Here is a 24,801-nt window from a genome sequence, read left to right as displayed (position 1 = left end):
CCGATGGTACTGCAGGGGGGACCCTGTGGGAGAGTAGGACACCGCCGAACTCCCTTTGGAGCTCCGGTCCTCGGACGATAAGTCTGAGGACCGGAGCTTTTTTGTTTCCAGGATGCTTCCCGAACCCCCTCCGCGCCGCAGGGAGATGCCTGCGGGTAAGGTCAGGTCGCAACGTCGGCACGTTCCCACAGGAGGCCCCGGGTGGAGGTCCAAGAGACCCGCGTCCAGACAGACCGGGTCCTCACCATCCCGAACATCCTCAGCATGGCGCGTCTTGTTGGAGTCCCCGTCTTCCTGTGGCTGATCCTTTGGCCTGAGTTCGGCGGGCCCAAGAGTGACGGCTGGGCGCTGCTGGTGCTCATGCTGAGCGGGATCAGCGACTATTTGGACGGCAAGCTCGCCCGGCGCTGGAACCAGATCAGCAGTCTCGGCCGGCTACTGGATCCCGCGGCCGACCGGCTCTACATTCTGTCGACTTTGGTCGGTCTCACCTGGCGCGAGATTCTGCCGTTGTGGCTGACGACCGTCCTGTTGGCGCGAGAGCTGGTTCTGCTGGTGATGGTGGGCATCCTCAGGCGTCACGGCTATCCGCCGCCGCAGGTGAACTTCCTCGGGAAGGCAGCTACGTTCAACTTGATGTATGCCTTCCCGTTGCTGTTGCTCAGTGACGGAAGTGGATGGATCGCGTCACTCGCTGCTATTTTCGGATGGGCGTTCGCAGGATGGGGTACAACGCTCTACTGGTGGGCAGGGATCCTCTACGTGGTTCAGGTCCGCCGCCTTGTCCGCGCGGACGCCATGGCCGATTGAGCTCGCCGAATGGGCAGTCGTAGTGGCCTCTGATGGCCCGCAGACGTAATGTGCGGGACAATCTGGATGGGCGAAGTCGGCTAGACCGTCATCTCTTCAAGGAGGACGCTTCCGACATGAAGGCCGTCGTGATGGCCGGAGGCGAAGGCACACGCCTTCGTCCTATGACCTCAAGCATGCCCAAGCCGCTCCTGCCCGTGGCCAATCGCCCAATTATGGAGCATGTGCTGCGGCTGCTCAAGCGGCATGGGCTCAACGAGACCGTCGTAACTGTCCAGTTCTTGGCCTCGCTCGTCAAGAACTACTTCGGCGACGGTGAAGAGCTCGGAATGGAGCTCACCTATGCCAATGAGGAGAAGCCACTCGGTACTGCCGGCAGCGTCAAGAACGCCGAAGAGGCGTTGAAGGACGACGCTTTCCTTGTGATCTCCGGTGATGCTCTGACCGATTTCGATCTCACCGAGTTGATCAACTTCCATAAGGAAAAGGGAGCGCTTGTCACTGTCTGTTTGACGCGGGTCCCCAATCCGCTGGAATTCGGCATCACCATCGTCGACGAAGAAGGCAAGGTCGAGCGCTTCCTCGAGAAGCCGACCTGGGGTCAGGTTTTTTCGGACACCGTGAATACAGGCATCTATGTCATGGAGCCCGAAGTCTTCGACTATGTCGAGGCTGATGTTCCCGTCGACTGGTCCGGTGATGTCTTCCCACAGCTGATGAAGGAGGGCAAGCCGGTCTACGGCTATATCGCCGAGGGGTACTGGGAGGACGTCGGTACACACGAGAGTTATGTGAAGGCGCAGGCCGATGTCCTGGAGGGCAAGGTCGATGTCGAGCTCGACGGCTTCGAGATCTCGCCCGGTGTGTGGGTGGCCGAGGGCGCTGAGGTACATCCCGATGCAGTGCTGCGGGGGCCGCTGTACATCGGGGACTACGCCAAGGTCGAGGCCGACGTCGAAATACGTGAGCACACCGTTGTCGGCTCGAACGTCGTGGTGAAGAGCGGGGCCTTTCTGCACAAGGCCGTTCTTCACGACAACGTGTACATCGGCCAGCACAGCAATCTGCGCGGCTGTGTTGTCGGAAAGAACACCGACATCATGCGTGCCGCGCGTATCGAGGACGGCGCCGTCATCGGTGATGAGTGCCTCGTCGGCGAAGAATCGATCGTGCAGGGGAACGTGCGCGTCTACCCGTTCAAGACCATCGAGGCCGGCGCTTTCGTCAATACTTCGGTCATCTGGGAGTCCCGCGGTCAGGCACATCTCTTCGGAGCTCGCGGGGTGTCCGGAATCCTGAATGTGGAGATCACGCCGGAGCTAGCAGTGCGCCTCGCCGGGGCTTACGCGACGACGCTCAAGAAGGGCTCCACGGTCACGACCGCCCGCGATCACTCCAGGGGTGCTCGTGCGCTGAAGCGGGCGGTCATTTCGGCGCTGCAGGCCAGCGCCATCGACGTACGGGACCTGGAGAACGTACCGCTGCCGGTGGCGCGGCAGCAGACCGCTCGGGGCAGTGCCGGCGGGATCATGATCCGGACGACGCCGGGGGTTCCGGACTCGGTCGACATCATGTTCTTCGACGGGCGCGGAGCGGATCTGTCGCAGGCGAGTCAGCGCAAGCTGGACCGGGTTTTCGCGCGGCAGGAGTACCGGCGTGCGTTCCCGGGCGAGATCGGGGACCTGCACTTTCCGGCCAGCGTCTTCGACTCGTACACCGGCTCCCTGCTCAGGAACGTCGACACGACCGGGATCGCCGAATCCGGGTTGAAGGTGGTCGTGGATGCCTCGAACGGGAGCGCCGGACTGGTACTGCCCAGCCTGTTGGGCAAGCTCGGTGTCGACTCGTTGACCATCAATCCCGGTCTAGACGAGCGTAGGCCTACCGAGACGGCGGATGCGCGCAGGTCGGGGCTTGTGCGGCTCGGGGAGATCGTGGCCTCGGCGCGGGCCGCGTTCGGGGTGCGGTTCGACCCGGTTGGTGAGCGGCTCTCGCTCGTCGATGAGAAGGGGCGGATCGTCGAGGACGACCGGGCGCTGCTCGTGATGCTCGACCTGGTGGCTGCCGAGCGGCGCAGCGGGCGGGTGGCACTGCCGGTCACCACCACTAGGATCGCCGAGCAGGTGGCGGCGTACCACGGGACTCAGGTCGACTGGACGACCACCTCGCCGGACGATCTGACGCGGGTCGGGCGCGACGACTCGACGATCTTCGGAGGCGATGGGCGCGGTGGGTTCATCGTGCCGGAGTTCAGCAGTGTCTTCGACGGCACGGCGGCCTTCGTACGACTCATCGGTCTGGTGGCGCGCACGCAGCTCACCCTCAGCCAGATCGACGCGCGGATTCCGCGGGCGCATGTCCTCAAGCGCGATCTTGCGACTCCCTGGGCTGTCAAGGGCCTGGTGATGCGGCGTGTGGTGGAGGCGGCCGGTGATCGGTTCGTGGACACGACCGACGGCGTACGGGTCGTGGAGACCGACGGGCGCTGGGTGATGGTGCTGCCGGATCCGGCGGAGGCGGTCACGCATCTGTGGGCCGAGGGGCCCGACGATGCGTCCGCCCAGGCGTTGCTCGACGAATGGTCGTCCGTGGTGGACAGCGCCGGGCGCTGAGCACGCGCGCGTGCCGAACGGTGCCCCCAATGGGGTCCGTTCGGCACGTCGGTGGGGCCGTTCGGAGGTAGCGGTCGCGACGTGCGACGATGTGCGGCATGCCGCAGTACCCCCCCGTTCGGAGCACCCCCACGCGCCCTCCGCGTCCGGACGCCTCCATGTCGCTGCTCACCAACGTCATGGACCACAGCCTGGATGAGGGGTACGCGGAGGCGGCCGCCCGTAAGAAGGCCGAGAACGCAGGCGGCATGCCGAAGACGCTGCGGGCGAAGCTCGGTCTCGCGGCCGGCCTGGTACTCGCGGCCCTGGTGGTCACTGTGGGGGCGGCACAGGCGCGGATAGCGGCTCCCGTCGTCGCCAAGGAGCGCGAGGAACTCATCGACCGCATCGACCGTGAGACCGCGGTGGCCGACAAGATCGAGGACAGTGTCGACGAGTTGCGCGACGACGTGAGTGCTCGACAGCGCGAGGCGCTGAAGAAACACGGCGGCGACCGGGGCGAACTGGTCGGCATCCTGTCCGGAGCGGTCGAAGTGCACGGTCCCGGCGTGAAGCTGGTCGTGGACGACGCGAAGGAAGCCGATCAGAGCGGTGACTCAGACGCGCGCGAGACGTCGGGCTTCTCCGACACGGGGCGCGTACGGGATCGCGATCTGCAGCGGGTCGTCAACGGCTTGTGGGCATCGGGCGCCGAAGCCGTCTCGATCAACGGGCAGCGGCTGACGGCGCTGTCCGCGATCAGGGCGGCGGGTGACGCGATACTGGTCGACAACAAGCCGCTGGTGCCGCCGTACACGGTGCTCACGGTGGGGGACGGCAAGAGGCTGAGCAGCGAGTTCCAGAGCAGTGCTGACGGGTTGTACCTGCAGGCGCTGCACGAGAACTTCGGGATCCGGACTGCTCTTTCCGTCGAGGACGACGTCCAACTGCCCGCCGCGCCGAGCGTGATCGTACGAACAGCAGAGCCGAGCACAGAGAAGGGCACATCGTGATCGCCGTACTGGGCCTCGTCGTGGGAGTCCTGGCTGGATTGCTGGTTCGGCCGGAAGTTCCGGCGGTGGTCGAGCCGTACCTCCCGATCGCCGTGGTCGCGGCGCTCGACGCCGTGTTCGGCGGGCTGCGCGCGATGCTCGACGGCATCTTCGACGACAAGGTCTTCGTGGTGTCCTTCCTGTCCAACGTCGTGGTGGCCGCGCTGATCGTCTTCCTGGGCGACAAGCTCGGCGTCGGTGCTCAGTTGTCCACGGGCGTCGTGGTCGTCCTCGGTATCCGCATCTTCTCCAACGCCGCGGCGATCCGCCGGCACGTGTTCCGGGCGTGAGGCCGATGAGCAACCAGGACGAGACCCCTGAGAAGGCCCCCAAGCCGGCCCCTGAGAACCCGCTGCGCAAGAAGCTGCCCGAAGAGGTGCCGGCTGAGGCGCCGGAAGCGTCGAGAACCGAGGCTTCGGAGACACCGAAAACCGAAGCCTCGGAAGAACCGGAGACCGAGCCGGAGCAGGCCGGGCCGACCCTGTCCGGTCGTCAGCGGCTGGTGAACGGTCTATGGCCGCCACGTCTTTCACGTGCGCAGTTCATCGTCGCCCTCCTGCTGTTCGGCCTCGGCTTCGGCCTGGCTGTTCAGGTGGCGTCCAACAGCGACGGCGACGGCGCCCTGCGCGGGGCGCGTCAGGAAGATCTCGTACGCATCCTCGATGAACTGGACGACCGTACTCAGCGTCTGGAAGAGGAGAAACGGGGTCTCGAAGATCAGCGCACCGAGCTGGAGAACAGTTCGGACCAGGCCGAGGAGGCCCGCAAGCAGACAGTCGAGAAGGAGAAGCAGCTCGGCATACTTGCGGGCACGGTGGCGGCGCAGGGACCCGGCATCACGCTGACCATCGACGACACGAAGGGGGCGGTCGAGGCCGACATGCTGCTCGACGCGATCCAGGAGCTGCGCGCAGCCGGAGCGGAGGCGATCCAGGTCAATGGCGTACGGGTGGTCGCCAGCACCTATCTGACGGACGCGAACGGAGGCGGAGTGAGCGTCGACGGGAACAAGATCAGCCCGCCCTATCGTTTCAAGGTCATCGGAAGACCGCAGGACCTCGAACCGGCGCTCAACATCCCTGGCGGGGTGGTGCAGACTCTGGAGAAGGAGCAGGCCACTGTCACGGTGGAGCGCTCCGACAAGATCGTCGTGGACGCCTTGCGACCGGCGAAGCAGCCTGACTACGCTCGGTCGTCCTCCTCATGAGGCGGGGGCGCATGCGGGCCGCTCGTCGAGGGCATGACGTTGCGGGGGGTCGACGCACCGAATGGGTGGTGCGTGGTGGAAACTGTCTGGTGGATGCGGACGTTGTGAGGATGTCTGGCTCGACCGCTGTGTGTAATCAGGGTTCGTCCTGCCCCACGGGCGGGTCTGTTTCGGTCAAGGGGAATCGCCCGTGAAGTTGTTTGCGAAGTGGTTTGGCAAGAGCGCGAAAGAGGGCAGCGACAGTGCCACTGCCCGGCATCGCGCGTCGCGCCATGAAGATGCCGAAGGGCAGGGGGAGCGCCCGCTGTTCCGAGATCAGCTCGGTGGCCCGGGTGGTGACATTTCCGGTGGTCAGGGCGCGCCGTCTGTTGACCCTGCCCAGTCCGGCCGCATAGGTTTCGGGGAACCGTCAACCTCAAGTGCGGGTGGAGGGTTCTCCCCCGATCCGTACGCGTCCAATGCCCAGGCAGGACAGCCGCGGCAGGAGGATCCGTCCATGTCGGCCCTGGTGTGCACGAGGTGCGGGAACCGCAACGCGGAGAACAGCCGGTTCTGCTCCAACTGCGGCGCGCCGCTGCGGGCCGGAGCGGTCGCCGAGCGTCCGTCGGAGACCACCTCGACGATCTCCATCTCGGGCCTCGAGGCCTATGACGCCGAGGCCACCGGCCAGACGCAGATGCCGATGCTCTCTCCCGAGGCGCAGGCAGCTGTGGACGCGCTGCCGCTCGGCTCGGCACTTCTGGTGGTGCGCCGCGGCCCCAACTCGGGTAGCCGCTTCCTGCTGGACAGTGACCTGACCACGGCGGGCCGTCATCCGCAGAGCGACATCTTCCTGGACGACGTGACCGTGTCGCGTCGTCATGTGGAGTTCCGTCGGCAGCCGGACGGCACGTTCACGGTGGCGGACGTCGGCAGCCTGAATGGCACGTACGTCAACAGGGAGCGGATCGACTCCGTCCCGCTGTCGAACGGTGACGAGGTGCAGATCGGCAAGTACAGGCTGGTCTTCTACGCGAGCCAGCGGGGAATCTGACCCTCCCCCAGAATCCGTCCGGGGGGACCCCAGGGAAGGGCCATGCTTCAAACACCGAGCGGCGGTGCCGGGAACGGCGCCGCCGCCAGTGGGCTGATGAGTATCGGCACGGTGCTGAACGTGCTGCGCGACGAGTTCCCCGAAGTCACCATCTCCAAGATCCGCTTCCTGGAGTCGGAGGGGCTCATCGAGCCGCAGCGGACGCCGTCGGGGTACCGGAAGTTCAGCCCGGAAGACGTCGAGCGCCTGGGCCACGTACTGAGGATGCAGCGGGACCACTATCTGCCCCTGAAGGTGATCCGCGAGCATCTGGACGCCGTGGAGCGCGGTGAGGCGGTGCAGTTGCCGTCGCTGGGGCGGCAGCGTGATGGCGAGGCCGTCGACGAACCGGAGGGACCCACCGCGGTGCGGATCGGGCGGGCCGAGCTGCTGGCCGCCGCCGAGATCGGTGAGCAGGAGCTCGACGAGTGGGAGTCGTACGGGCTCATCATGCCGTTGCCGGATGGGGGTTACGACGCCGAGGCGGTGACCGTGGCCGGCCTTGTCGTGGAACTCGGGCGTTCCGGAATCGAGCCGCGGCATCTGCGCGCCGTGAAGGCCGCCGCCGACCGTGAGGCCGGGCTCGTCGACCAGGTCGTCGCCCCGCTGCGCCTGCACCGCAATCCGCAGACCCGGGCACACGCGGAGGCGCGGACCAAGGAGCTGGCGGGGCTGGCGGTGAAGCTGCATGCCGCGCTGGTGCAGTCCGCTCTAGGAGTACGGCTGCCCTGAACTCGAGGCCGGATCGGCCGCGCGTTCCGTGCTCGACTACCCAAAGATGCCGAGCACGGCCTAGGGTTGCTGTGTGAACGAGCTCGACGTCGTAGGTGTCCGGGTCGAAATGCCCTCCAACCAACCGATCGTGCTCCTGCGTGAAGTGGGAGGCGACCGTTACCTCCCCATCTGGATCGGGCCGGGGGAGGCGACGGCGATCGCCTTCGCACAGCAGGGCATGGCTCCCGCGCGACCGCTGACCCACGACCTGTTCAAGGACGTGCTGGAGGCCGTCGGCCAGGAGCTGACCGAAGTGCGCATCACAGACCTGCGGGACGGTGTGTTCTACGCGGAGCTGGTGTTCGCCAGCGGAGTCGAGGTCAGCGCCCGGCCGTCCGACGCCATAGCGCTGGCGCTGCGCACCGGGACGCCGATCTACGGCAGTGACGGGGTGCTGGACGACGCGGGGATCGCGATTCCGGACGAGCAGGAGGACGAGGTGGAGAAGTTCCGCGAGTTCCTCGATCAGATCTCGCCCGAGGACTTCGGGACCAACAGCCAGTGACCCGGCCTGACCTCCACAACCAGTGCCCCGGCTTCGGGACGAATATCCAGTGACCCTCCGGGACCGCCGGACGACAGGGCGTGCGGCGGTCGCGCCGAGAGCATTCGGCTAGCCTTTCCCGGCGGTGGAGCGCGGGAAACCACTCCTAGGGTGATTATCACTCGGCGTGCCGAGTGCGGTGGTCGTTGACGCACCCCCGGTGACTGCCTACCGTCGAGAAGGCAGGTCAAGGACGGAGGTCGGCGTGAGAAACAGCGGCGACGGTACGGCTGGGGGCGCCCCCGGACGCAGTCCGGTGGAGAGCGGCCCGTACCCTCCCCCCAGCTCGCGGCTCCGCTCGAGCAAGGGGTACTCCCATCAGGGCAGCGCGGCCGATCACGCTCCGCAGCAGCGGCCGACGGCGGTGCCGGACGGTGGCGGGGTGGCGTCCGAGGAGATCGGCTATCGCGGTCCCACGGCCTGCGCGGCAGCGGGTATCACCTACCGGCAACTGGACTATTGGGCTCGGACAGGCCTCGTCGAGCCGAGTGTGCGGCCCGCCTACGGGTCGGGGACGCAGCGGCTGTACAGCTTCCGTGACGTTGTCGTCCTGAAGATCGTCAAGCGGTTTCTCGACACGGGTGTGGCGCTGCAGAACATCCGTACCGCGGTCCAGCACCTGCGGGAGCGCGGATTCCGGGACCTTGAGCGCATGACGCTGATGAGCGACGGGGCAACGGTGTACGAGTGCTCCTCGCCCGACGAGGTCCACGCGCTGCTCCAGGGCGGGCAGGGGATCTTCGGGATCGCCGTGGGTGTGGTCTGGCGGGACGTGGAGAGCGCGCTCTCGCAACTGCACGGGGAGCGCGTCGACACGGGCGAGACGCTCGTCGGACACCATCCCGCGGACGAGCTGGCGCGGCGTCGCAACCGCGCGGTCTGAGCGAGCGGTCGGAGGGGCGAGGGTCCTACGCACCGGGGCAGGCTCCTGCGTATGGGGGCATTGTCAGTGGCGTAGGGCAGCATCGGACATGTGAGAACCGCGCCCACGATCCTGCATCTCGACATGGATGCCTTCTTCGCCTCGGCGGAGCAGGCAGCCAAGCCGAGCCTGCGCGGGAAAGCGGTCATCGTGGGTGGACTCGGGCCGCGGGGTGTGGTCGCGACCTGCTCGTACGAGGCCCGGGTCTTCGGGGTCCATTCCGCGATGCCCATGGCGCAGGCGCGACGGCTGGCGCCGAACGCCGCGTATCTGGTGCCCCGTTTCGGGTTCTACCGCGAGATCAGCGAGCAGGTGATGGGGCTGCTGCGGGAGCTGTCGCCGCTGGTGGAGCCGCTGAGCCTGGACGAGGCGTTCGTCGATCTGGAGGCCGGGGGAGCGGCCTGGGACGAGGCTTCGGCGCGGCTGGCGGGGGCGAAGCTGCGTGCGGACATCCGGGTCGTCACCGGGCTGACCGGGTCGGTGGGGCTCGCCGCCTCCAAGATGCTCGCGAAGATCGCCTCCGAGCAGGCCAAGCCCGACGGTCTGGTGGTGATAGAGCCGGGGACGGAGCGGGAACTCCTCGCTCCCATGTCGGTGCGCATCTTGCCCGGGGTGGGGCCGGCCACCGGGGACCATCTGCGGCGGGGCGGGATCACGACAGTCGGGGAGATCGCCGAGGCGGGTGAGGACGAGGTCGTACGGCTCCTCGGGAAGGCCCACGGGATCGCGTTGTACGCCATGGCGCTGGCGCACGACGAGCGGCCCGTGGTGGCTGAGCGGGACACCAAGTCGGTGTCCGTCGAGGACACGTACGACGTGGACATCCACGACCGGGTGCGGGTGCGGATGGAGGTGCAGCGGCTCGCCGACCGGTGTGTGCGAAGGCTGCGCGGCGCGCATCTGTCGGGACGGACCATTGTGCTCAAGGTGCGGCGGTACGACTTCTCGACGCTGACCCGTTCCGAGACGCTGCGGGGCCCCACGGACGACCTCTCGGTGGTGCGGGAGGCGGCCGCGCGGCTGCTGGAGTCCGTGGACACCACCGGCGGCGTACGGCTGCTGGGGGTTGGGGTGTCGGGGCTCGCCGACTACACGCAGGAGGATCTCTTCGCGCAAGTTCAGGCGCAGGCCGAGGCCCGGGCTCACGCGGATGAGCCGGAGCATCGGACGCAGGACGAGGCGAAGGAGTCGGCCGAAGAGCAGGAGGCGCCCGCCGTGCGGCGGTGGTCCGCGGGGCATGACGTGTGGCATGCCGAGTTCGGGCACGGGTGGGTGCAGGGCAGTGGCATCGGGCGGGTCACGGTGCGGTTCGAGACACCTGACTCCGAACCCGGGCGCGTACGCACCTTCCGGGTCGACGATCCGGAACTGGAGCCGGCGGACCCGCTGCCGCTGCGCTCCGCTGGGTAACGCGGGCTGGAATCTGCGGGGCCGTTGTGGCTGGTCGCTCCCCCACTCTCGGCTTCGCTCGAGCGGGGGAACCCCCATCGCGGCGGAGCCGCAAATCGATACAGCCCCGCGCCCCTAAGAGGCCTGCGGCCTCCCTGGGGCGCGGGTACCGCGCCGGACTTGGGCAAGCCCCGCTCAGGACTCGTCCGAGCCTGCCAGGTGACCGAAGTCGCGGTCTGGTGGAGGGGGCTGCGGGGGTGTCACGTCGAGGCCGTAGTGGTGGTAGAGCTGGAGTTCCTGCTCCGGGGAGAGGTGGCGGCCGACGCCGAAGTCGGGGGCGTCCTTGACCAGGGCGCGGTCGAAGGGGATCCGCAAGCTGCCCTCGACCAGCTCGCTGGGCTCCAGGGGCACGAAGGCGTCCCTGCCGAACAGGCCGGTGCGTATGGCCGCCCACTCCGGCGTACCGGTCGCGTCGTCGAGATAGACCTCGTCGACGGTGCCGATCTTGTGGCCGTTGCGGTCGAACGCCTTGCGGCCGATCAGGTTGCGCGGATCGATGTCGGTCTGCACGGGCCCTCCAGCTGGTCGCAACTCATCCGTCAGCACTACGCAGCACTACGCATCCGTAAGCACTACGAAAGAGCACTTTGCGGTGGGCGGCCACTCGGGGGATGCCCGCTGGTACGCTGTCAACGGCTGCTGACCCCGTGCGGGAGAGTCCTCCAAGGCTTCATCGGAGGCGCCGAAGGAGCAAATCCTCCCCGGAATCTCTCAGGCCCACGTACCGCGCGGACGAGGCCACTCTGGAAAGCAGAGCGGGTGTCGACGGCTTCCGCTCTCACCGACGGTGAAAGCCGGGACGTCGTACAACCGGCGGGCCGGTGAAGCTCTCAGGTTGAGATGACAGAGGGGGAGGCCGTCCGGGCACCGCTCCGTGGTGCTCTCGAAGGTCGTGTCAGACCAGGAGGCCTCCGTAAATGACCGCCCATCGCATTCCGCTTTCCGAGCTCGAACGGGGAATCCCCTTCGAGCAGCGCCACATCGGGCCCGACACCGAGGCCCGGGCCAAGATGCTCGCGCAGGTGGGATATGGCTCGCTCGAGGAGCTGACGGCCGCCGCGGTGCCGGATGTGATCAAGGATGCCGAGGCGCTCGCGCTGCCGGCCGCGCGCTCCGAGGCCGAGGTCCTCGCCGAGCTGCGCTCCCTCGCAGACCGTAACGAGGTCCTCGACTCGATGATCGGGCTCGGTTACTACGGCACGTTCACGCCGCCGGTGATCCTGCGCAACGTCATGGAGAACCCGGCCTGGTACACCGCGTACACCCCGTACCAGCCGGAGATCTCGCAGGGCCGCCTGGAGGCGCTGCTGAACTTCCAGACCATGGTCGCCGACCTCACGGGTCTGCCGACGTCGGGTGCCTCGCTGCTCGACGAGGGCACCGCCGCCGCCGAGGCCATGGCGCTGTCGCGGCGCGTGGGCAAGGTCAAGAACGGCGTCTTCCTCGTAGACGCCGACGCGCTGCCGCAGACCATCGCCGTCATCGAGACGCGCGCCGAGCCGATCGGCGTCGAAGTGGTCGTCGCGGATCTCAGCGAGGGCATTCCGGCCGAGGTCGCCGAGCGCGGTGTGACCGGCGTGCTCATCCAGTACCCGGGCGCCTCCGGTGCCGTACGGGACATCAAGCCCGTCATCGAGCAGGCGCACGAGCTGGGCGCGATCGTCACCGTCGCCGCCGATCTGCTGGCATTGACGCTGCTTGCCTCGCCGGGCGAGCTCGGCGCCGACATCGCGGTCGGCACGACGCAGCGCTTCGGCGTACCGATGGGCTTCGGCGGGCCGCACGCCGGATACATGGCGGTGCGCGAAAAGTTCGCCCGCAACCTGCCGGGCCGTCTCGTCGGTGTCTCGCTGGACGTGGACGGCAACCAGGCGTACCGGCTCGCCCTGCAGACGCGGGAGCAGCACATCCGCAGGCAGAAGGCGACCAGCAACATCTGTACGGCTCAGGTGCTGCTCGCCGTGATGGCCGGGATGTACGCCGTCTACCACGGCCCGCAGGGCCTCAGGTCGATCGCGCAGCGCACCCACCGGTACGCCACGATCCTCGCCACCGGTCTGAAGGCGGGCGGAGTCGAGGTCGTGAACGAGGCGTACTTCGACACACTCACCGTCCGTGTGCCGGGCAGGGCCGCCGAGATCGTCGCGGCCGCGCGCGAGGGCGGGGTCAACCTGCGTCTCGTCGACGCCGACCAGCTGTCCATCGCCTGCGACGAGACCACCACACGGACCCAACTGGGCGCCGTCTGGACCGCGTTCGGCGTCGAGGGTGACGTCGAGGCGCTGGACGCCTCCGCCGCGGACACACTGCCCGCCGCGCTGCTGCGCACCGACGAGTACCTCACGCACCCGGTGTTCCACCAGCACCGCTCCGAGACCGCGATGCTGCGCTATCTGCGCCGCCTCGCCGACCGTGACTACGCGCTCGACCGCGGCATGATCCCGCTCGGCTCCTGCACCATGAAGCTCAACGGCACCACCGAGATGGAGCCGGTCACCTGGCCGGAGTTCGGGCAGCTGCACCCCTTCGCGCCCGCCGAACAGGCGCAGGGCTACCTCACTCTCATCCGTGAGCTGGAGGAGCAGCTCGCCGAAGTCACCGGCTACGACAAGGTGTCGCTGCAGCCCAACGCCGGTTCGCAGGGTGAGCTGGCGGGCCTGCTCGCCGTACGCGGCTACCACCGCGCGAACGGCGACGAGCAGCGCACCGTCTGCCTCATCCCGTCCTCCGCGCACGGCACGAACGCGGCGAGCGCCGTCATGGCCGGCATGAAGGTCGTCGTCGTGAACACCGCCGAGGACGGCGAGATCGACGTCGAGGACCTGCGCGCCAAGATCGAGCAGCACCGCGACGAGTTGGCGGTGCTGATGATCACGTATCCCTCGACGCACGGAGTCTTCGAGGAGCACGTCGCCGACATCTGCGCTCAGGTGCATGACGCGGGCGGTCAGGTGTACGTGGACGGCGCCAACCTGAACGCGCTGGTGGGCCTCGCCAAGCCGGGCCGCTTCGGCGGTGACGTCTCGCACCTCAACCTGCACAAGACGTTCTGCATCCCGCACGGCGGCGGCGGTCCGGGCGTCGGCCCGGTCGGTGTACGCGCGCATCTGGCGCCGTATCTGCCGAACCACCCGTTGCAGCCCGCCGCGGGCCCCGAGACGGGTGTCGGCCCGATCTCGGCCGCTCCCTGGGGCTCGGCCGGGATCCTGCCGATCTCCTGGGCGTACGTACGCCTCATGGGCGGCGAGGGGCTCAAGCAGGCCACGCAGGTCGCCGTACTGAGCGCGAACTACGTGGCCAAGCGGCTGGAGCCGCACTATCCCGTGCTCTACACCGGCCCCGGAGGGCTGGTGGCGCACGAGTGCATCATCGATCTGCGGCCGCTCACCAAGGCGACCGGCGTGAGCGTCGACGACATCGCCAAGCGACTGATCGACTATGGGTTCCACGCGCCGACGATGTCCTTCCCGGTGGCCGGGACACTGATGATCGAGCCGACCGAGAGCGAGGATCTGGCCGAACTCGACCGGTTCTGCGAGGCGATGATCGCCATTCGTGCGGAGATCGAGAAGGTCGGCTCCGGGGAGTGGCCTGCGGACGACAACCCGCTGCGGAACGCGCCGCACACGGCGGCCGTGCTCGGCGGTGCGTGGGAGCACGCGTACAGCCGTGAGGAGGCCGTCTTCCCGGCAGGGGTGTCGGCCGCGGACAAGTACTGGCCGCCGGTGCGGCGGATCGACCAGGCGTACGGCGACCGGAACCTGGTCTGCTCCTGCCCGCCGATGGACGTTTACGACGAGTAGCCGCGTCATCGCGTCCGGACATACGTCGGGGCCGGTTCCGGGATCTCCCGGGGCCGGCCCCTCATATGTCCGAGCAGCGTGCCTGGCGTCGCCGGTGATGCGCCGCGCGGCTCAGGCGGCGGTCACCACCTGCGCGCTGATCATCGGTCGGTGCGGGTCGATGATCCGGCCGTCCGGCAGGAGCTCACCGGTGTCCTCGAAGAGCAGGACGCCGTTGCACAGCAGGCTCCATCCCTGCTCCGGGTGGTGCGCCACGAGGTGCGCTGCTTCCCGGTCGGCGGAGTCGGCTGTCGGACACGGTGGCTGGTGCTGGCACATTGGTGGGATCTTTCGCTGGGTAGTCTGGGTGGTGAGATCGGTGATCGTCTTGTTGTCTGTGCTGCGGCTCGATGTGGTGTTCATGGCCGCCCCCCGTTTGTCAGTCGGTACGGAACCCAGTGTTGCCCTATAAACGTCAATCCGCAGGGATTTCGCGGTGACGCTCCTCACAGGTTGAAGACGCACCACTCGTGCGGATGGTTCATTCCAACTGGGCTGCCTGTTCGGGTGGTTCGGAGTAGTCGGATCGGTCTAGTCCGAACGGGCCGGGCGTGCGCTGTGTCCGCGCCGCGTCACTGTGTGCAGCACTGTGCCCCGCGGCCGGAGTGGGGCCGCGGGGCACGGAAGCCGAGGTGTGCTCAGGCGGGTGAGCCGAGCAGCGGGGGAGTGGCGGCGGGGGTGAGCCGGTTGGTCAGGACGGGCAGCAGTTCGGCCACGCGGTGCGGGCGGTGCGAGGCGATGCCGGGCGGCGCCGGCGCCAGGGGCACCAGGAGATCGGTGGCGGCGGGATGGCCTTCGGCGCCGTCGGCCGTGCAGTCGCCGTGCAGCCAGAGCGTGAGCATGTAGAGCTCGGGTACGGAGAGCAGGCGGGCCTGGTACGGCTGCGTCATGGCCTCCGCCTGGCGCAGCGCGCGCTCGGTGGCGGAGACGTACGGACCCTCGAAGAAGTGGGAGAAGGCCCAGCCGTCGGGGGTCAGCCTGGTCTCGGCAGCCGCTACGGCAGACCCACCGCAGCGGATGAGGAAGCGCCACCCTGCGAGACGGGTGGCCGAGGCGCCCGCCGGGGTGATCCGGTCGAGCACGTGGACGGGCAGCGGGAGATCGGGTGTCGCGGGCCCCTGGGCGTTGCGCAGGGACGGGGTAGGTGCCTCGCGGACGGCGGTGGGAGAACCGAGGGCCGTGAGGACGGTACGTACAGCGGGCGCGGGAGCCGGAGGGACATGCAGCGGCATGGTGGGTCGCCTCTCATTCGACAGGCACAGGTGGCGCGAGGACGGGGGCGGACGACGCTGTCAGCACTCGGGGCAGAGGGGCGGGGGTCCCGGCCTGTGGGTCACCGTGCTGCCTGTCGCGCGGCGTCTGGCGCGTACGCTCGCATCGAGGATCTGCTGTCGCTTTGCGATCGCACGCATCAGACGCTGCGCGGCTCACCTTCCGGTGAATGACGTCACTGTGACGACAGGGCCAACGACCGCGAGCGCCGACTCTCTGCCTCGTTCGCGAAGTTTATACGACCCGTGTTCGGACAGTGTTTCGTCTAGCCGTTGCGCGGATTAAGGGCAAGGCGCCATTCGGCCGTCGATAAGTGTCTTTGATCCCGATTCTCCAGAGGCGCCCGGCGACGACCTCGGCATTCGTCACCGAAACGGTCGGCCGAAAGTCGTCGGCGTTTTTCACGAGACCGCAACTCGGTAGAGACGAAGTCACTGCTCGGCGAAAAACCGTGCATTGCCTCATGCCGCGTGAATGTGCCCGGACGGCCTGCGTTCAGAGTAGCGTGCGGCAGGCCTGTCCAGGACGTTATCGATCGCATTGCCTGGGCATCATCCCCCGTGACCCGGGACGTCAGCGGCCGGTTCGTCGGGCTGCCCAGTCGAGGAAGGACGCTTCCATGGGGGAGAAGGTCGAGGCAGCGTCGTTCGGCCTGTCCGATCGCCAGCGCTACCGCGGCAAGCTCCGGCAGTGTCTGGCGGGGCTTGCGCGGCTGTTGGCGGAGGAGCGGTTCGATCGCCCGAAGAATCTCATGGGCCTGGAGATCGAGCTCAATCTCGCGGGCCCGGACGGCATGCCGCGCATGATGAACGCTCAAGTACTTGAACGTATCGCCAGCCGTGATTTCCAAACAGAACTCGCCATGTTCAATCTGGAAGTCAACATTGCCCCACATCGCTTGGGAGGCCGGGTATTCGACCGCCTCGCCGAGGAGCTGCGGACCTCACTCGCATATGCCCATCGCAAAGCGAACGAGGTCGACGCGGGCATCGTGATGATCGGCATTCTGCCCACGCTCGCACGCGACGACCTGGTCTCCGCGAACCTCTCCGACGTGGACCGCTACACCCTGCTCAACGACCAGATCGTGGCGGCCCGCGGCGAGGACTTCACACTCGACATCGACGGCGTCGAGCGGCTCAGCTGCACTTCCGCGTCCATCGCGCCCGAAGCCGCCTGCACCTCCGTACAGCTGCACCTCCAGGTGACGCCGGGCCGCTTCGCCGACGTGTGGAACGCTGCGCAGGCTATCGCCGCCGTACAGGTCGCGGTCGGCGCCAACTCCCCGTTCCTGTTCGGCCGTGAGCTGTGGCGCGAGTCCCGGCCGCCGCTGTTCCTGCAGTCCACCGACACCCGTCCGCCCGAGTTGCAGGCCCAGGGGGTGCGTCCGCGCACCTGGTTCGGGGAGCGGTGGATCTCGTCGGCGTACGACCTCTTCGAGGAGAATCTGCGCTACTTCCCGGCTCTGCTGCCGATCTGTGACGAAGAGGATCCGCAGCGCGTCCTGGACGACGGCGGCATACCCCGGCTCGGCGAACTCGTGCTGCACAACGGCACCATCTACCGCTGGAACCGCCCGGTGTACGGCATCGATGACGGCGTCCCGCATCTGCGCGTCGAGAACCGCGTACTGCCCGCCGGTCCCACCGTCACCGACGTCATCGCCAACACGGCCTTCTACTACGGGCTCATACGCGCCCTCGCCGAGGACGCCCGGCCCGTGTGGACGCGGCTGCCCTTCGAGGCCGCCGCCGCCAACTTCGACCACGCGTGCCGGTACGGCATCGACGCACACCTTCAGTGGCCGCGGCGCGGCCGGTACGGCGGGACGACGCGGGTGCCCGCGGTGCAGCTGGTGCGGGACGAGTTGCTGCCGCTCGCGGCGGCGGGCCTGGACGCGTGGGGCGTCGAGCCGGCCGACCGGGACTTCTACCTCGGTGTGATCGAGGAGCGGTGCAGGCGGCGGATGAATGGGGCGGCCTGGCAGTCCAGTACGTTCCACCGGGCGCTGGAGACCGGCATGGGCCGGGAGGCGGCGCTGGCCGCCACGACGAAACGTTATTGCGAGCTGATGCACCTCGGTGAGCCGGTGCACACCTGGCCGGTGGGGCTGCCGGAGCCGGCGATCCCGCTGGGGTGAGCTCGCGACCCCGCTGCCTTCGCGATCTGGTCGACCTCGATTCTCGATGATCCTCGATCGCCGCCACGGTGCCCCCGACGACGGCGAGAACAAGCGCCGCCGTGCGCGCGGAAGGGGGTCGGCTGTCTTGCTCCCGTGCTGGTCGGGCAAGCTGTGACGTCCCATGCGGTGGTGCCCTCCCCCTGCTTGATCCGTGAGCCGTACGGCGCGGGGCTGGGATGGGAACGAGACGGGATGACACAACTGGAGGCACGTGTGCAGTCGGAGGCGGGGCCGGTGGCCGATTCTTATCCGGTGGAGCAGCCGGCGCGGCGAGTTTTTCGCGATGAGATGCTGCTTGTGCTGGGGGTGTCGCTCGGTGCGAGCGGAGTTTCCGCGCTGATCAGCTTTGTCGGATCGGTGACGAAACCCGGGGGACTGAAGGATCAGGCGGCCAACCTGAACGCCTCGGCAGCGCCCGGGCGGCCATGGCTCGATCTGACCTGGCAGTTGTTCGGGATCACCTCGGCGTTGGTGCCGGTCCTGCTCGTCGCGCACCTTCTGCTCCGCGAGGGGGCGGGGATGCGCACCATCGGCTTCGACCGGAGCCGTCCGTGGCCGGATCTGGGCCGTGGTGCGGCGATCGCGGCGGTGATCGGCAGTACCGGGATCGCCTTCTACTTGGCGACCCGCAGCCTCGGCTTCAACCTCACCGTCGTCCCGGAATCGCTGCCCGATGTGTGGTGGAAGTATCCGGTGCTGATCCTCTCCGCGGTGCAGAACTCCGTCCTGGAAGAGGTGATCGTCGTCGGGTATCTGCTGCGCCGGCTCGACCAGTTGGGGTGGACGCCGGGCACCGCGCTGATGGCCAGCTCCGTGCTGCGCGGCTCGTATCACCTCTACCAGGGCATCGGCGGGTTCATCGGGAACATGGTCATGGGCATCGTCTTCGTCTACCTGTACCGCCGCTGGGGCCGCGTCGGACCGCTGGTGGTCGCCCACTCCCTGCTCGACATCGGGGCGTTCGTGGGATACGCGCTGTTGGCGGGCAAGGTGGGGTGGCTGCCCACCGCGTGAACGCTACGGATCTGGAAGGGGCGTACGGGATGTCGTACGCCCCTTCCGTGCTGTTCACGCGTGGAGTTCGCCCTCGATGACGGTGACCGCGTGGCCCGTGAGCAGGGTGCGGTCGTCGCGGAGTTCGGTGCGGACGAGGCCTGAGCGGGCGGATGCCTGCAGGCCGGTGAGGTCGGGGCGGCCGAGGCGTTCGGACCAGTAGGGGGCGAGCGCGGTGTGGGCGCTGCCGGTGACCGGGTCCTCGTCGATGCCCATCTTTGGGAAGAAGCAGCGCGAGACGAAGTCATAGCCCTGCGAGGAGTCTTCGGCGCGGGCCGTGGCGATGATGCCGCGCTCGGAGTACCGGGAGAGGGCCTTGTGGTCGGGGGTGAGGCCCCGGACGGTCCTCTCGTCGGTGAGTTCGATGAGCAGATCGCCGACGCTCGGGCCGGTGCCGTGGGTGGTCAGCGGCTCGGCGCCCAGAGCCTCGGCCACACCCGCCGGGACCTCGACCTGGGTGAGCCGGGCGGTCGGGAAGTCCAGAGTGATGGAGCCGTCGTCGTTCGTGGTGGCGGTCAGTACGCCGCTCCTGGTCGCGAACCGTACGGGCCCCCGGGCGGCGTCCGTGGTGGCCAGCACGTGCGCGGTGGCAAGCGTCGCGTGGCCGCACATGGCGACCTCGGTGACGGGCGTGAACCAGCGCAGCGCCCAGTCGGCCTCGCCGCCCTCGGGGAGGGGGTGGGCGAACGCCGTCTCCGCGTGATTGACCTCCAGGGCCACGTTCTGGAGCCAGGCGTCCTCGGGGAAGACGTCGAGGAGGAGGACCCCGGCCGGGTTGCCGGCGAAGGGGCGGTCGGTGAAGGCGTCGACGATTCGAATCCGCATGGAGCTGACGCTAGGGCTGGATCGAAGCCGCAGGCCAAGGCCAATTCGGAGTGGGTGGACCGGGAGCGGGCTGTTTCGGGACGGGGTGCGCGCGTGGGAGGGGCTTGCCAGGCGAGCTATTCCGATATATCGTTGACGCATCGCGACCGATCAATGATGGAATGGAGTGATTGCGATGCGTTCCCATGGAGAGGAATTCGGACCGGGCTTTGGACCTGGTCCTGGACATGGACACGGTGGACCCGGCCCGCATGGCCGGGGAGGCTTCGAAGGGCGCCGCGCCGCCTTCGGTCCCTTCGGGCCGGGCTTCGGTCCGGGACCCTGGGGTGGCCGCGGCGGACGGGGCGGTCCGCGGGGCAGGGCGCGGCGCGGCGACGTACGCGCGTCGATCCTGGCCCTGCTGAAGGACCGGCCCATGCACGGCTACGAGATGATCCAGGAGATCGCCGAGCGCAGCGGCGGGGCATGGAAGCCCAGCCCCGGCTCGGTGTACCCCACCCTCCAACTGCTGGAGGACGAAGGTCTGATCACCAGCGCGACCGAGGGCGGCAAGAAGCTGTTCTCGCTCACCGAGTCGGGCCGCACCGCGGCCGACGAGGGTCCCGAAGCGCCCTGGGAAGAAGCCGGGCGTGGGGTCGACTGGGAGGCGCTGAGCGACATCCGGCAGGCCGGTTTCGGTCTGATGGAGGCGTTCGGCCAGGTCTGGAAGACCGGCAGCAAGGAGCAGCGCGAGAAGGCGCTGTCCGTCATCAACGACGCCCGGAAGAAGCTGTATCTGATCCTCGCTGACGAGGACTGACGGGATGAGGGCCGATGATCACGGCCCGACGGCCCGCACAGGGGGTACTTCGACAGCGAAGTACCCCCTTCGGCGTGGGGGATCAGGTCTGTGGCGACGTGGCTACAGCTCTCCAACCCTGCGCTCTAGGCCACCAGCCCACCCAGCTTGCGCAGCGATTCGTTGAGGGCCGCCGTTGCCGAGTCCTTGAGCTTGCCCGCCATCAGTGAGACGGCGGAGCCCGTGAACTCTCCGTCGATACGGACCTTGGTGGCGGCCTCGCCCTCGGGGGTGAGTGTGTAGCGCGTGGCGACGGTTACGGACATCGGTCCCTTGCCGCGGATCGCCAGCGTACGGGCGGGCTCCAACTGCTCGATGGTCCAGTCGACTTCAGCGGGGAAACCCATCAGCTTCATGTGCTCCTCGAAGGTGCCGCCGACTTCGAGGGTCTCGGGGCCGCCCTTGGGGAAGCTGGTGTGCGTGGAGTTCCACTCCCCGTAGGAGGAGAAGTCCGTGAGCTGCGCCCAGACCTTCTCGGCCGGCGCCTCGATCCGTGCTTCCGCGCTGACTTCGGCCATGCGACCACCCCTTCGTGTCAGGCGCTGCGCCGAGCGCAGCTACGGTGTCGCGGAACGTAGCCGCAGGGCCCGCAACATTCAATACTGATGAACCGTCAGGAAGTTAGGGCCCGTGGACGTGCGCCGGAGCGGGGGGTCGCGCGTAGGGCGCGAAGCAAGGCGGCGCGCGCTTCGTCAGGGACAAGGGCGTGATGTCATCCGTAAGGAGGAGAATCCGCCTACGCCTGCCCAACTTGTGTCGGACGCGAAAATGCTTCCCGCCGAGGATGACTCGGCTCGAAGGGGCTGATGGGGTAAGGATGTGCAACCCCGTATTCCCCGGCAGCAGGCCGCCGATCATGGCCTGAAGCGTATGGACATCGAGGCCGGGCTCAGTGAGGAGCTGGCGGCGGTGGTCGCCGGTGCGCGCAGAAGGGCGCTGCGGGACGGGGACCGGCAGATCGACACGGCTCATCTGCTGCATACGCTCCTGGAGTCCGACTCCGAGGTGCGCGCCGTCTTCGACGGTGGCCCTCAGATCCCGCGCCTGCTCGGCTATCTCGTACAGCGCAGCATCGGCTACGGCCTGCGCTGGCAGAGCGGCGTGGAGGACTCCGGTGCCGTGCCGACCGTACGGGAGGACGGCTGGTCCCCGGTGGCGGCCGGTGCCATGGAGCACGCGTGCGCGCTCGCCGCGCGGCGAGGCGGCGAACCGGCGGACGGCATCGATCTGCTCGCGGCCATCGTCGCCGATCCCGAGTCCCGGGCCGTGGAGGTGCTGGAGCGGGCGGGAGTCGACGTGACGACGCTACGGGCCCGTCTCGACGCCGCGGTGGAGCCCGGCATCGAAGCCTGAGGGGTCACGAACGCTCCAGGGCTGTGCCGCGGGCGGTTTCCAGGGATACGTCCGCAGTCGTGCGCGTCCAGCCGTCGAGACAGGTGTCATTGAGGGTGACGCTCCTGTCGTCGCCTGTCATCATGTGCCGGTGCGTACGTCTGAGAGCAGTCAGAGGAACCAGGGAAGAGGCGTCGGGCTGGGCCTCGCGCTCGTGTCGGCGGTCGCCTTCGGGGGATCCGGTGTCGCGGCCAAGCCCTTGATCGACGCGGGCCTCGACCCGCTCCACGTGGTGTGGCTGCGCGTCGCGGGCGCCGCCGTGGTGATGCTGCCGCTCGCCGTCCGCCACCGGGGGCTGCTGCGCACGCGCCCCGCGCTGCTCGCCGGGTTCGGGCTGCTCGCCGTGGCCGGAGTCCAGGCCTGCTACTTCGCCGCGATCTCCCGGATCCCCGTCGGCGTCGCGCTGCTCGTCGAGTACCTCGCGCCGGCGCTGGTCCTCGGCTGGGTGCGGTTCGTGCAGCGGCGGCCGGTGACGCGCGCCGCCGCGCTCGGCGTCGTACTCGCCGTCGGCGGGCTCGCCTGCGTCGTCGAGGTGTGGTCGGGGCTGAGCTTCGACCTTCTCGGACTGCTGCTCGCGCTCGGCGCGGCCTGCTGCCAGGTCGGCTACTTCGTTCTGTCCGACCAGGGCGGCGACGCGGGCGACCAGGCCCCTGACCCGCTCGGCGTCATAGCGTACGGCCTGCTCGTCGGCGCGATCGTGCTGACGCTCGTCGCGCGTCCCTGGGGCATGGACTGGTCGGTCCTCGGCGGCGGCGCGAACATGAACGGCACGACGGTCGCCGCCGGATACCTGCTGGTCTGGATCGTGCTCGTCGCCACCGTCCTCGCGTACGTCACCGGCGTGCTGGCCGTGCGCCGGCTCTCCCCGCAGGTCGCGGGCGTCGTGGCCTGCCTCGAGGCGGTCATCGCGACCGTCCTCGCATGGATCCTGCTCGGGGAACACCTGTCGGCGCCGCAGCTCGTGGGCGGCGCGGTGGTGCTGTTCGGCGCGTTCATCGCTCAGTCGTCGACGCCGGCCAAGGGCTCGGACGGGCCGGTGACCAGTGGCGGGGGCGACGCCGAAAAGGAGTTGTCGGCGCGGGGCAGCGCCGCCTAGGCTGCCGATCATGCATTCGGACGCACTCGTTCTTCCTCCTCCCGCCGCCTGAGGCGGGCCCTCCGGAATCCACGCCCGACCGCCGGTCGGGCGGAACGGTGCTGCCCGCAGACGAAGTCCGAGGACCTTCCACGCGCCGCTGTGCTGTGCGCTGTGTTCCGCGCGTGACGTGGTCCTTTCCGAACTGCGTATCTGCGGAGAGAACACGTGTCGAATGCTGCTTCCGGCCTGCCCATCGGGCGAGGCCTCCTCTATCTGACCGTCGCCGGTGCCGCCTGGGGCACTGCGGGCGCGGCCGCCTCGCTCGTCTACCGGGCGAGCGACATGGGTCCCATCGCCCTGTCGTTCTGGCGCTGTGCGGGCGGGCTCCTTCTGCTCCTCGCCGCCCGGCTGCTGCGGCCCCGGCCGCGTCACACCGCACGGCCGCGCCTTCGTGCTCGTACGACCCTGCTGCGGATCGGGATCACAGGGCTCGGTCTCGCCGTTTTCCAGACCGCGTACTTCGCCGCCGTCGAGGCGACCGGACTCGCCGTGGCCACCGTCGTCACCCTCGGCGCCGGGCCCGTGCTCATCGCGCTCGGGGCGCGGCTGACCATGGGGGAGCGGCTCGGGCGGGGCGGGAGTGCCGCCGTCGTCGGGGCGCTCGCCGGGCTCGCGGTGCTGGTGCTGGGCGGTGAGGGTGCGACGGTGCGGCCCTGGGGTGTGGCGCTCGCGCTCGTGTCCGCCGCCGGGTACTCCGTGATGACGTTGCTGACCCGGTGGTGGGGACGTGACGGCGGGGCCGACGCGTCCTCCACCACCGTGGGCGCGTTCGCCGTCACGACGCTGTGCCTGCTGCCCTTCGGCCTGACCGAGGGACTGGTGCCGCGCACCGACGAACTAGCCCTGGTTCTGGCCCTGTTGGCGTATGTCGCCGCCATCCCGACCGCCCTCGCATACGCCCTGTACTTCGCGGGGGCCGCCGTCGTCCGCTCGGCCACCGTCTCCGTGATCATGCTCCTGGAGCCGGTGAGCGCGGCGGTACTGGCCGTGGGGCTGCTCGGCGAGCGGCTCACCGCGGCGACGCTCGTGGGCACGTTGCTGATGCTCGGCTCGGTCGCGGGGCTCGCGGTCGCGGAGGCGCGAGACGGCGCGGAGCGCACGCGGGAGGCGCCCGAGACGCCTGAGGATGAGCCTCAGAGCGTCGTCAGGTAGTCGGGCAGTTCGACGTCCGGGGCCAGGTCGTCGGCCGGTATGGGGGTGCCGTATCCCTTGTGGAGCGGCACCACTCCGGTCCAGTGCGGCAGGTCCAGGTCCTCGGGCTCGTCATTGGGGCCGCCCGTACGGAGCTTGGCGGAGACCTCGCCCAGGTCGAGTCGGAGTACGGCGGTGGCGGCCAGCTCCTTGTCGTTGGCGGGCCGGGAGTCCTGCGAGCGGCCCGGGACCACCTGGTCCACGAGGGCGTCGAGGGCTTCGCGCTTCTCGTCGGGGTCCGTCACCTGGTGGGCGATGCCGTGCACCACCACGGAGCGGTAGTTGAGCGAGTGGTGGAAGGCCGAACGGGCCAGCACCAGACCGTCGACGTGCGTGACGGTGAGGCAGACCGGGAGTCCCGGCTCGGCCTGTCCGGCCATCCGCAGCGGACGCGAACCCGTCGAGCCGTGCACATAGAGGCGCTCACCGATCCGGCCGTACAGCGTGGGCAGCACGACCGGTGCTCCCTCGCGGACGAAGCCCAGATGGCAGACGTACCCCTCGTCGAGTATCGAGTGCACCGTCTCTTGGTCGTACGCGGCACGCTTGCGGGAGCGGGTGGGGATGGTGCGGTCGCTCGGGGTGTAGGCGGCGGGCCGCGGGGCCGTCTGCGTCATGGTGCTCTCCAGCTCTCCGTGTCGTTCATG

General features: G+C 68.6%; 23 protein-coding genes and 1 riboswitch. Of the genes, 17 read left to right on the top strand and 6 right to left on the bottom strand.

Features of this window, described 5'->3' with window-relative positions; all coding sequences use genetic code 11:
• The first annotated feature begins 201 nt into the window (after positions 1-201).
• The 10 genes from clsA (at position 202) to IEZ21_RS42370 (ending at position 10,382) form a co-directional block, all read left to right on the top strand.
• Positions 202-810: a cardiolipin synthase ClsA gene (gene clsA / locus IEZ21_RS42415; protein WP_033327119.1), complete on the top strand. Its 609-nt coding sequence runs from the start codon at positions 202-204 to the stop codon at positions 808-810.
• Positions 811-926: 116 nt separating this feature from the next.
• Complete coding sequence (locus IEZ21_RS42410; protein ID WP_189327154.1) at positions 927-3,422, top strand: mannose-1-phosphate guanyltransferase; 2,496 nt, start codon at positions 927-929, stop codon at positions 3,420-3,422.
• Between the two features lie 89 nt (positions 3,423-3,511).
• The gene (locus tag IEZ21_RS42405; RefSeq protein WP_189327153.1) at positions 3,512-4,414 is read left to right on the top strand and encodes a DUF881 domain-containing protein; all 903 of its coding nucleotides are present in this window, start codon (positions 3,512-3,514) and stop codon (positions 4,412-4,414) included.
• Positions 4,411-4,743, top strand: a complete 333-nt coding sequence (locus tag IEZ21_RS42400; RefSeq protein WP_033327114.1) for a small basic family protein — start codon at positions 4,411-4,413, stop codon at positions 4,741-4,743. Before IEZ21_RS42405 ends, IEZ21_RS42400 begins: the two co-directional genes overlap by 4 nt.
• Before the next feature lie 5 nt (positions 4,744-4,748).
• On the top strand, positions 4,749-5,660 hold the full coding sequence (locus tag IEZ21_RS42395; protein WP_189327152.1) for a DUF881 domain-containing protein: 912 nt from the start codon (positions 4,749-4,751) through the stop codon (positions 5,658-5,660).
• 148 nt (positions 5,661-5,808) lie between these two features.
• A complete protein-coding gene (locus IEZ21_RS42390) occupies positions 5,809-6,693 on the top strand; it encodes a zinc-ribbon and FHA domain-containing protein (RefSeq protein WP_246568764.1) in 885 nt (294 codons plus the stop codon).
• 42 nt (positions 6,694-6,735) lie between these two features.
• Positions 6,736-7,464 carry a transcriptional regulator FtsR gene (gene ftsR / locus IEZ21_RS42385; protein ID WP_189327150.1) on the top strand — a complete coding sequence of 243 codons (729 nt, stop codon included), beginning with the start codon at positions 6,736-6,738 and terminating at the stop codon, positions 7,462-7,464.
• Between the two features lie 73 nt (positions 7,465-7,537).
• Positions 7,538-8,011 carry a bifunctional nuclease family protein gene (locus tag IEZ21_RS42380; protein WP_033327106.1) on the top strand — a complete coding sequence of 158 codons (474 nt, stop codon included), beginning with the start codon at positions 7,538-7,540 and terminating at the stop codon, positions 8,009-8,011.
• 244 nt (positions 8,012-8,255) lie between these two features.
• Positions 8,256-8,933 carry a MerR family transcriptional regulator gene (locus IEZ21_RS42375; protein ID WP_189327149.1) on the top strand — a complete coding sequence of 226 codons (678 nt, stop codon included), beginning with the start codon at positions 8,256-8,258 and terminating at the stop codon, positions 8,931-8,933.
• Positions 8,934-9,023: 90 nt separating this feature from the next.
• Positions 9,024-10,382 carry a DNA polymerase IV gene (locus IEZ21_RS42370; RefSeq protein WP_189327148.1) on the top strand — a complete coding sequence of 453 codons (1,359 nt, stop codon included), beginning with the start codon at positions 9,024-9,026 and terminating at the stop codon, positions 10,380-10,382.
• A gap of 174 nt (positions 10,383-10,556) precedes the next feature.
• Here the strand turns inward: IEZ21_RS42370 and IEZ21_RS42365 are convergent, their stop codons facing one another.
• Positions 10,557-10,931: a PRC-barrel domain-containing protein gene (locus tag IEZ21_RS42365; protein WP_033327102.1), complete on the bottom strand. Its 375-nt coding sequence runs from the start codon at positions 10,929-10,931 to the stop codon at positions 10,557-10,559.
• 130 nt (positions 10,932-11,061) lie between these two features.
• A riboswitch (glycine riboswitch) is annotated at positions 11,062-11,158 on the top strand.
• A 180-nt stretch (positions 11,159-11,338) separates the two neighbouring features.
• On the opposite strand from IEZ21_RS42365, the gene gcvP reads away from it, so the two are divergent.
• Positions 11,339-14,224 (top strand): aminomethyl-transferring glycine dehydrogenase, encoded by a 2,886-nt coding sequence (gene gcvP / locus IEZ21_RS42360; RefSeq protein WP_189327147.1) that lies wholly within the window; start codon positions 11,339-11,341, stop codon positions 14,222-14,224.
• 111 nt (positions 14,225-14,335) lie between these two features.
• Here the strand turns inward: gcvP and IEZ21_RS42355 are convergent, their stop codons facing one another.
• Positions 14,336-14,542 carry a DUF5999 family protein gene (locus IEZ21_RS42355; protein WP_033327099.1) on the bottom strand — a complete coding sequence of 69 codons (207 nt, stop codon included), beginning with the start codon at positions 14,540-14,542 and terminating at the stop codon, positions 14,336-14,338.
• 359 nt (positions 14,543-14,901) lie between these two features.
• The gene (locus IEZ21_RS42350; RefSeq protein WP_189327146.1) at positions 14,902-15,495 is read right to left on the bottom strand and encodes a hypothetical protein; all 594 of its coding nucleotides are present in this window, start codon (positions 15,493-15,495) and stop codon (positions 14,902-14,904) included.
• A 659-nt stretch (positions 15,496-16,154) separates the two neighbouring features.
• Here IEZ21_RS42350 and IEZ21_RS42345 point away from each other — a divergent pair.
• Both IEZ21_RS42345 and IEZ21_RS42340 read left to right on the top strand, forming a co-directional pair.
• Positions 16,155-17,675: a glutamate-cysteine ligase family protein gene (locus IEZ21_RS42345; protein WP_189327145.1), complete on the top strand. Its 1,521-nt coding sequence runs from the start codon at positions 16,155-16,157 to the stop codon at positions 17,673-17,675.
• 255 nt (positions 17,676-17,930) lie between these two features.
• A complete protein-coding gene (locus tag IEZ21_RS42340) occupies positions 17,931-18,731 on the top strand; it encodes a CPBP family intramembrane glutamic endopeptidase (RefSeq protein WP_189327156.1) in 801 nt (266 codons plus the stop codon).
• Between the two features lie 54 nt (positions 18,732-18,785).
• Here the strand turns inward: IEZ21_RS42340 and IEZ21_RS42335 are convergent, their stop codons facing one another.
• Positions 18,786-19,595: a PhzF family phenazine biosynthesis protein gene (locus tag IEZ21_RS42335; RefSeq protein WP_189327144.1), complete on the bottom strand. Its 810-nt coding sequence runs from the start codon at positions 19,593-19,595 to the stop codon at positions 18,786-18,788.
• Positions 19,596-19,770: 175 nt separating this feature from the next.
• Between IEZ21_RS42335 and IEZ21_RS42330 the strand changes: the two genes are divergently transcribed.
• Complete coding sequence (locus IEZ21_RS42330) at positions 19,771-20,394, top strand: PadR family transcriptional regulator (RefSeq protein WP_078492267.1); 624 nt, start codon at positions 19,771-19,773, stop codon at positions 20,392-20,394.
• Between the two features lie 125 nt (positions 20,395-20,519).
• On the opposite strand, the gene IEZ21_RS42325 is transcribed toward IEZ21_RS42330, so the two are convergent.
• A complete protein-coding gene (locus IEZ21_RS42325) occupies positions 20,520-20,951 on the bottom strand; it encodes a type II toxin-antitoxin system Rv0910 family toxin (protein WP_189327143.1) in 432 nt (143 codons plus the stop codon).
• A gap of 301 nt (positions 20,952-21,252) precedes the next feature.
• Between IEZ21_RS42325 and IEZ21_RS42320 the strand changes: the two genes are divergently transcribed.
• The 3 genes from IEZ21_RS42320 (at position 21,253) to IEZ21_RS42310 (ending at position 24,115) form a co-directional block, all read left to right on the top strand.
• Positions 21,253-21,786: a Clp protease N-terminal domain-containing protein gene (locus IEZ21_RS42320; RefSeq protein ID WP_373302368.1), complete on the top strand. Its 534-nt coding sequence runs from the start codon at positions 21,253-21,255 to the stop codon at positions 21,784-21,786.
• A 124-nt stretch (positions 21,787-21,910) separates the two neighbouring features.
• Positions 21,911-22,921 (top strand): EamA family transporter, encoded by a 1,011-nt coding sequence (locus IEZ21_RS42315; protein ID WP_189327141.1) that lies wholly within the window; start codon positions 21,911-21,913, stop codon positions 22,919-22,921.
• A 207-nt stretch (positions 22,922-23,128) separates the two neighbouring features.
• The gene (locus IEZ21_RS42310) at positions 23,129-24,115 is read left to right on the top strand and encodes a DMT family transporter (protein WP_189327140.1); all 987 of its coding nucleotides are present in this window, start codon (positions 23,129-23,131) and stop codon (positions 24,113-24,115) included.
• Here IEZ21_RS42310 and IEZ21_RS42305 read toward each other — a convergent pair.
• Positions 24,097-24,771 (bottom strand): pyridoxamine 5'-phosphate oxidase family protein, encoded by a 675-nt coding sequence (locus IEZ21_RS42305; protein WP_189327139.1) that lies wholly within the window; start codon positions 24,769-24,771, stop codon positions 24,097-24,099. The two genes, IEZ21_RS42310 and IEZ21_RS42305, sit on opposite strands and share 19 nt — an antisense overlap.
• Positions 24,772-24,801 lie beyond the last annotated feature (30 nt).

The sequence above is a fragment of the Streptomyces flaveus genome (genome assembly GCF_014647675.1).
Taxonomy (GTDB): Bacteria; Actinomycetota; Actinomycetes; order Streptomycetales; family Streptomycetaceae; genus Streptomyces; species Streptomyces flaveus.
Note: the sequence above shows the minus strand (reverse complement) of the source record. Positions and strands in the feature narration are given on the sequence as shown.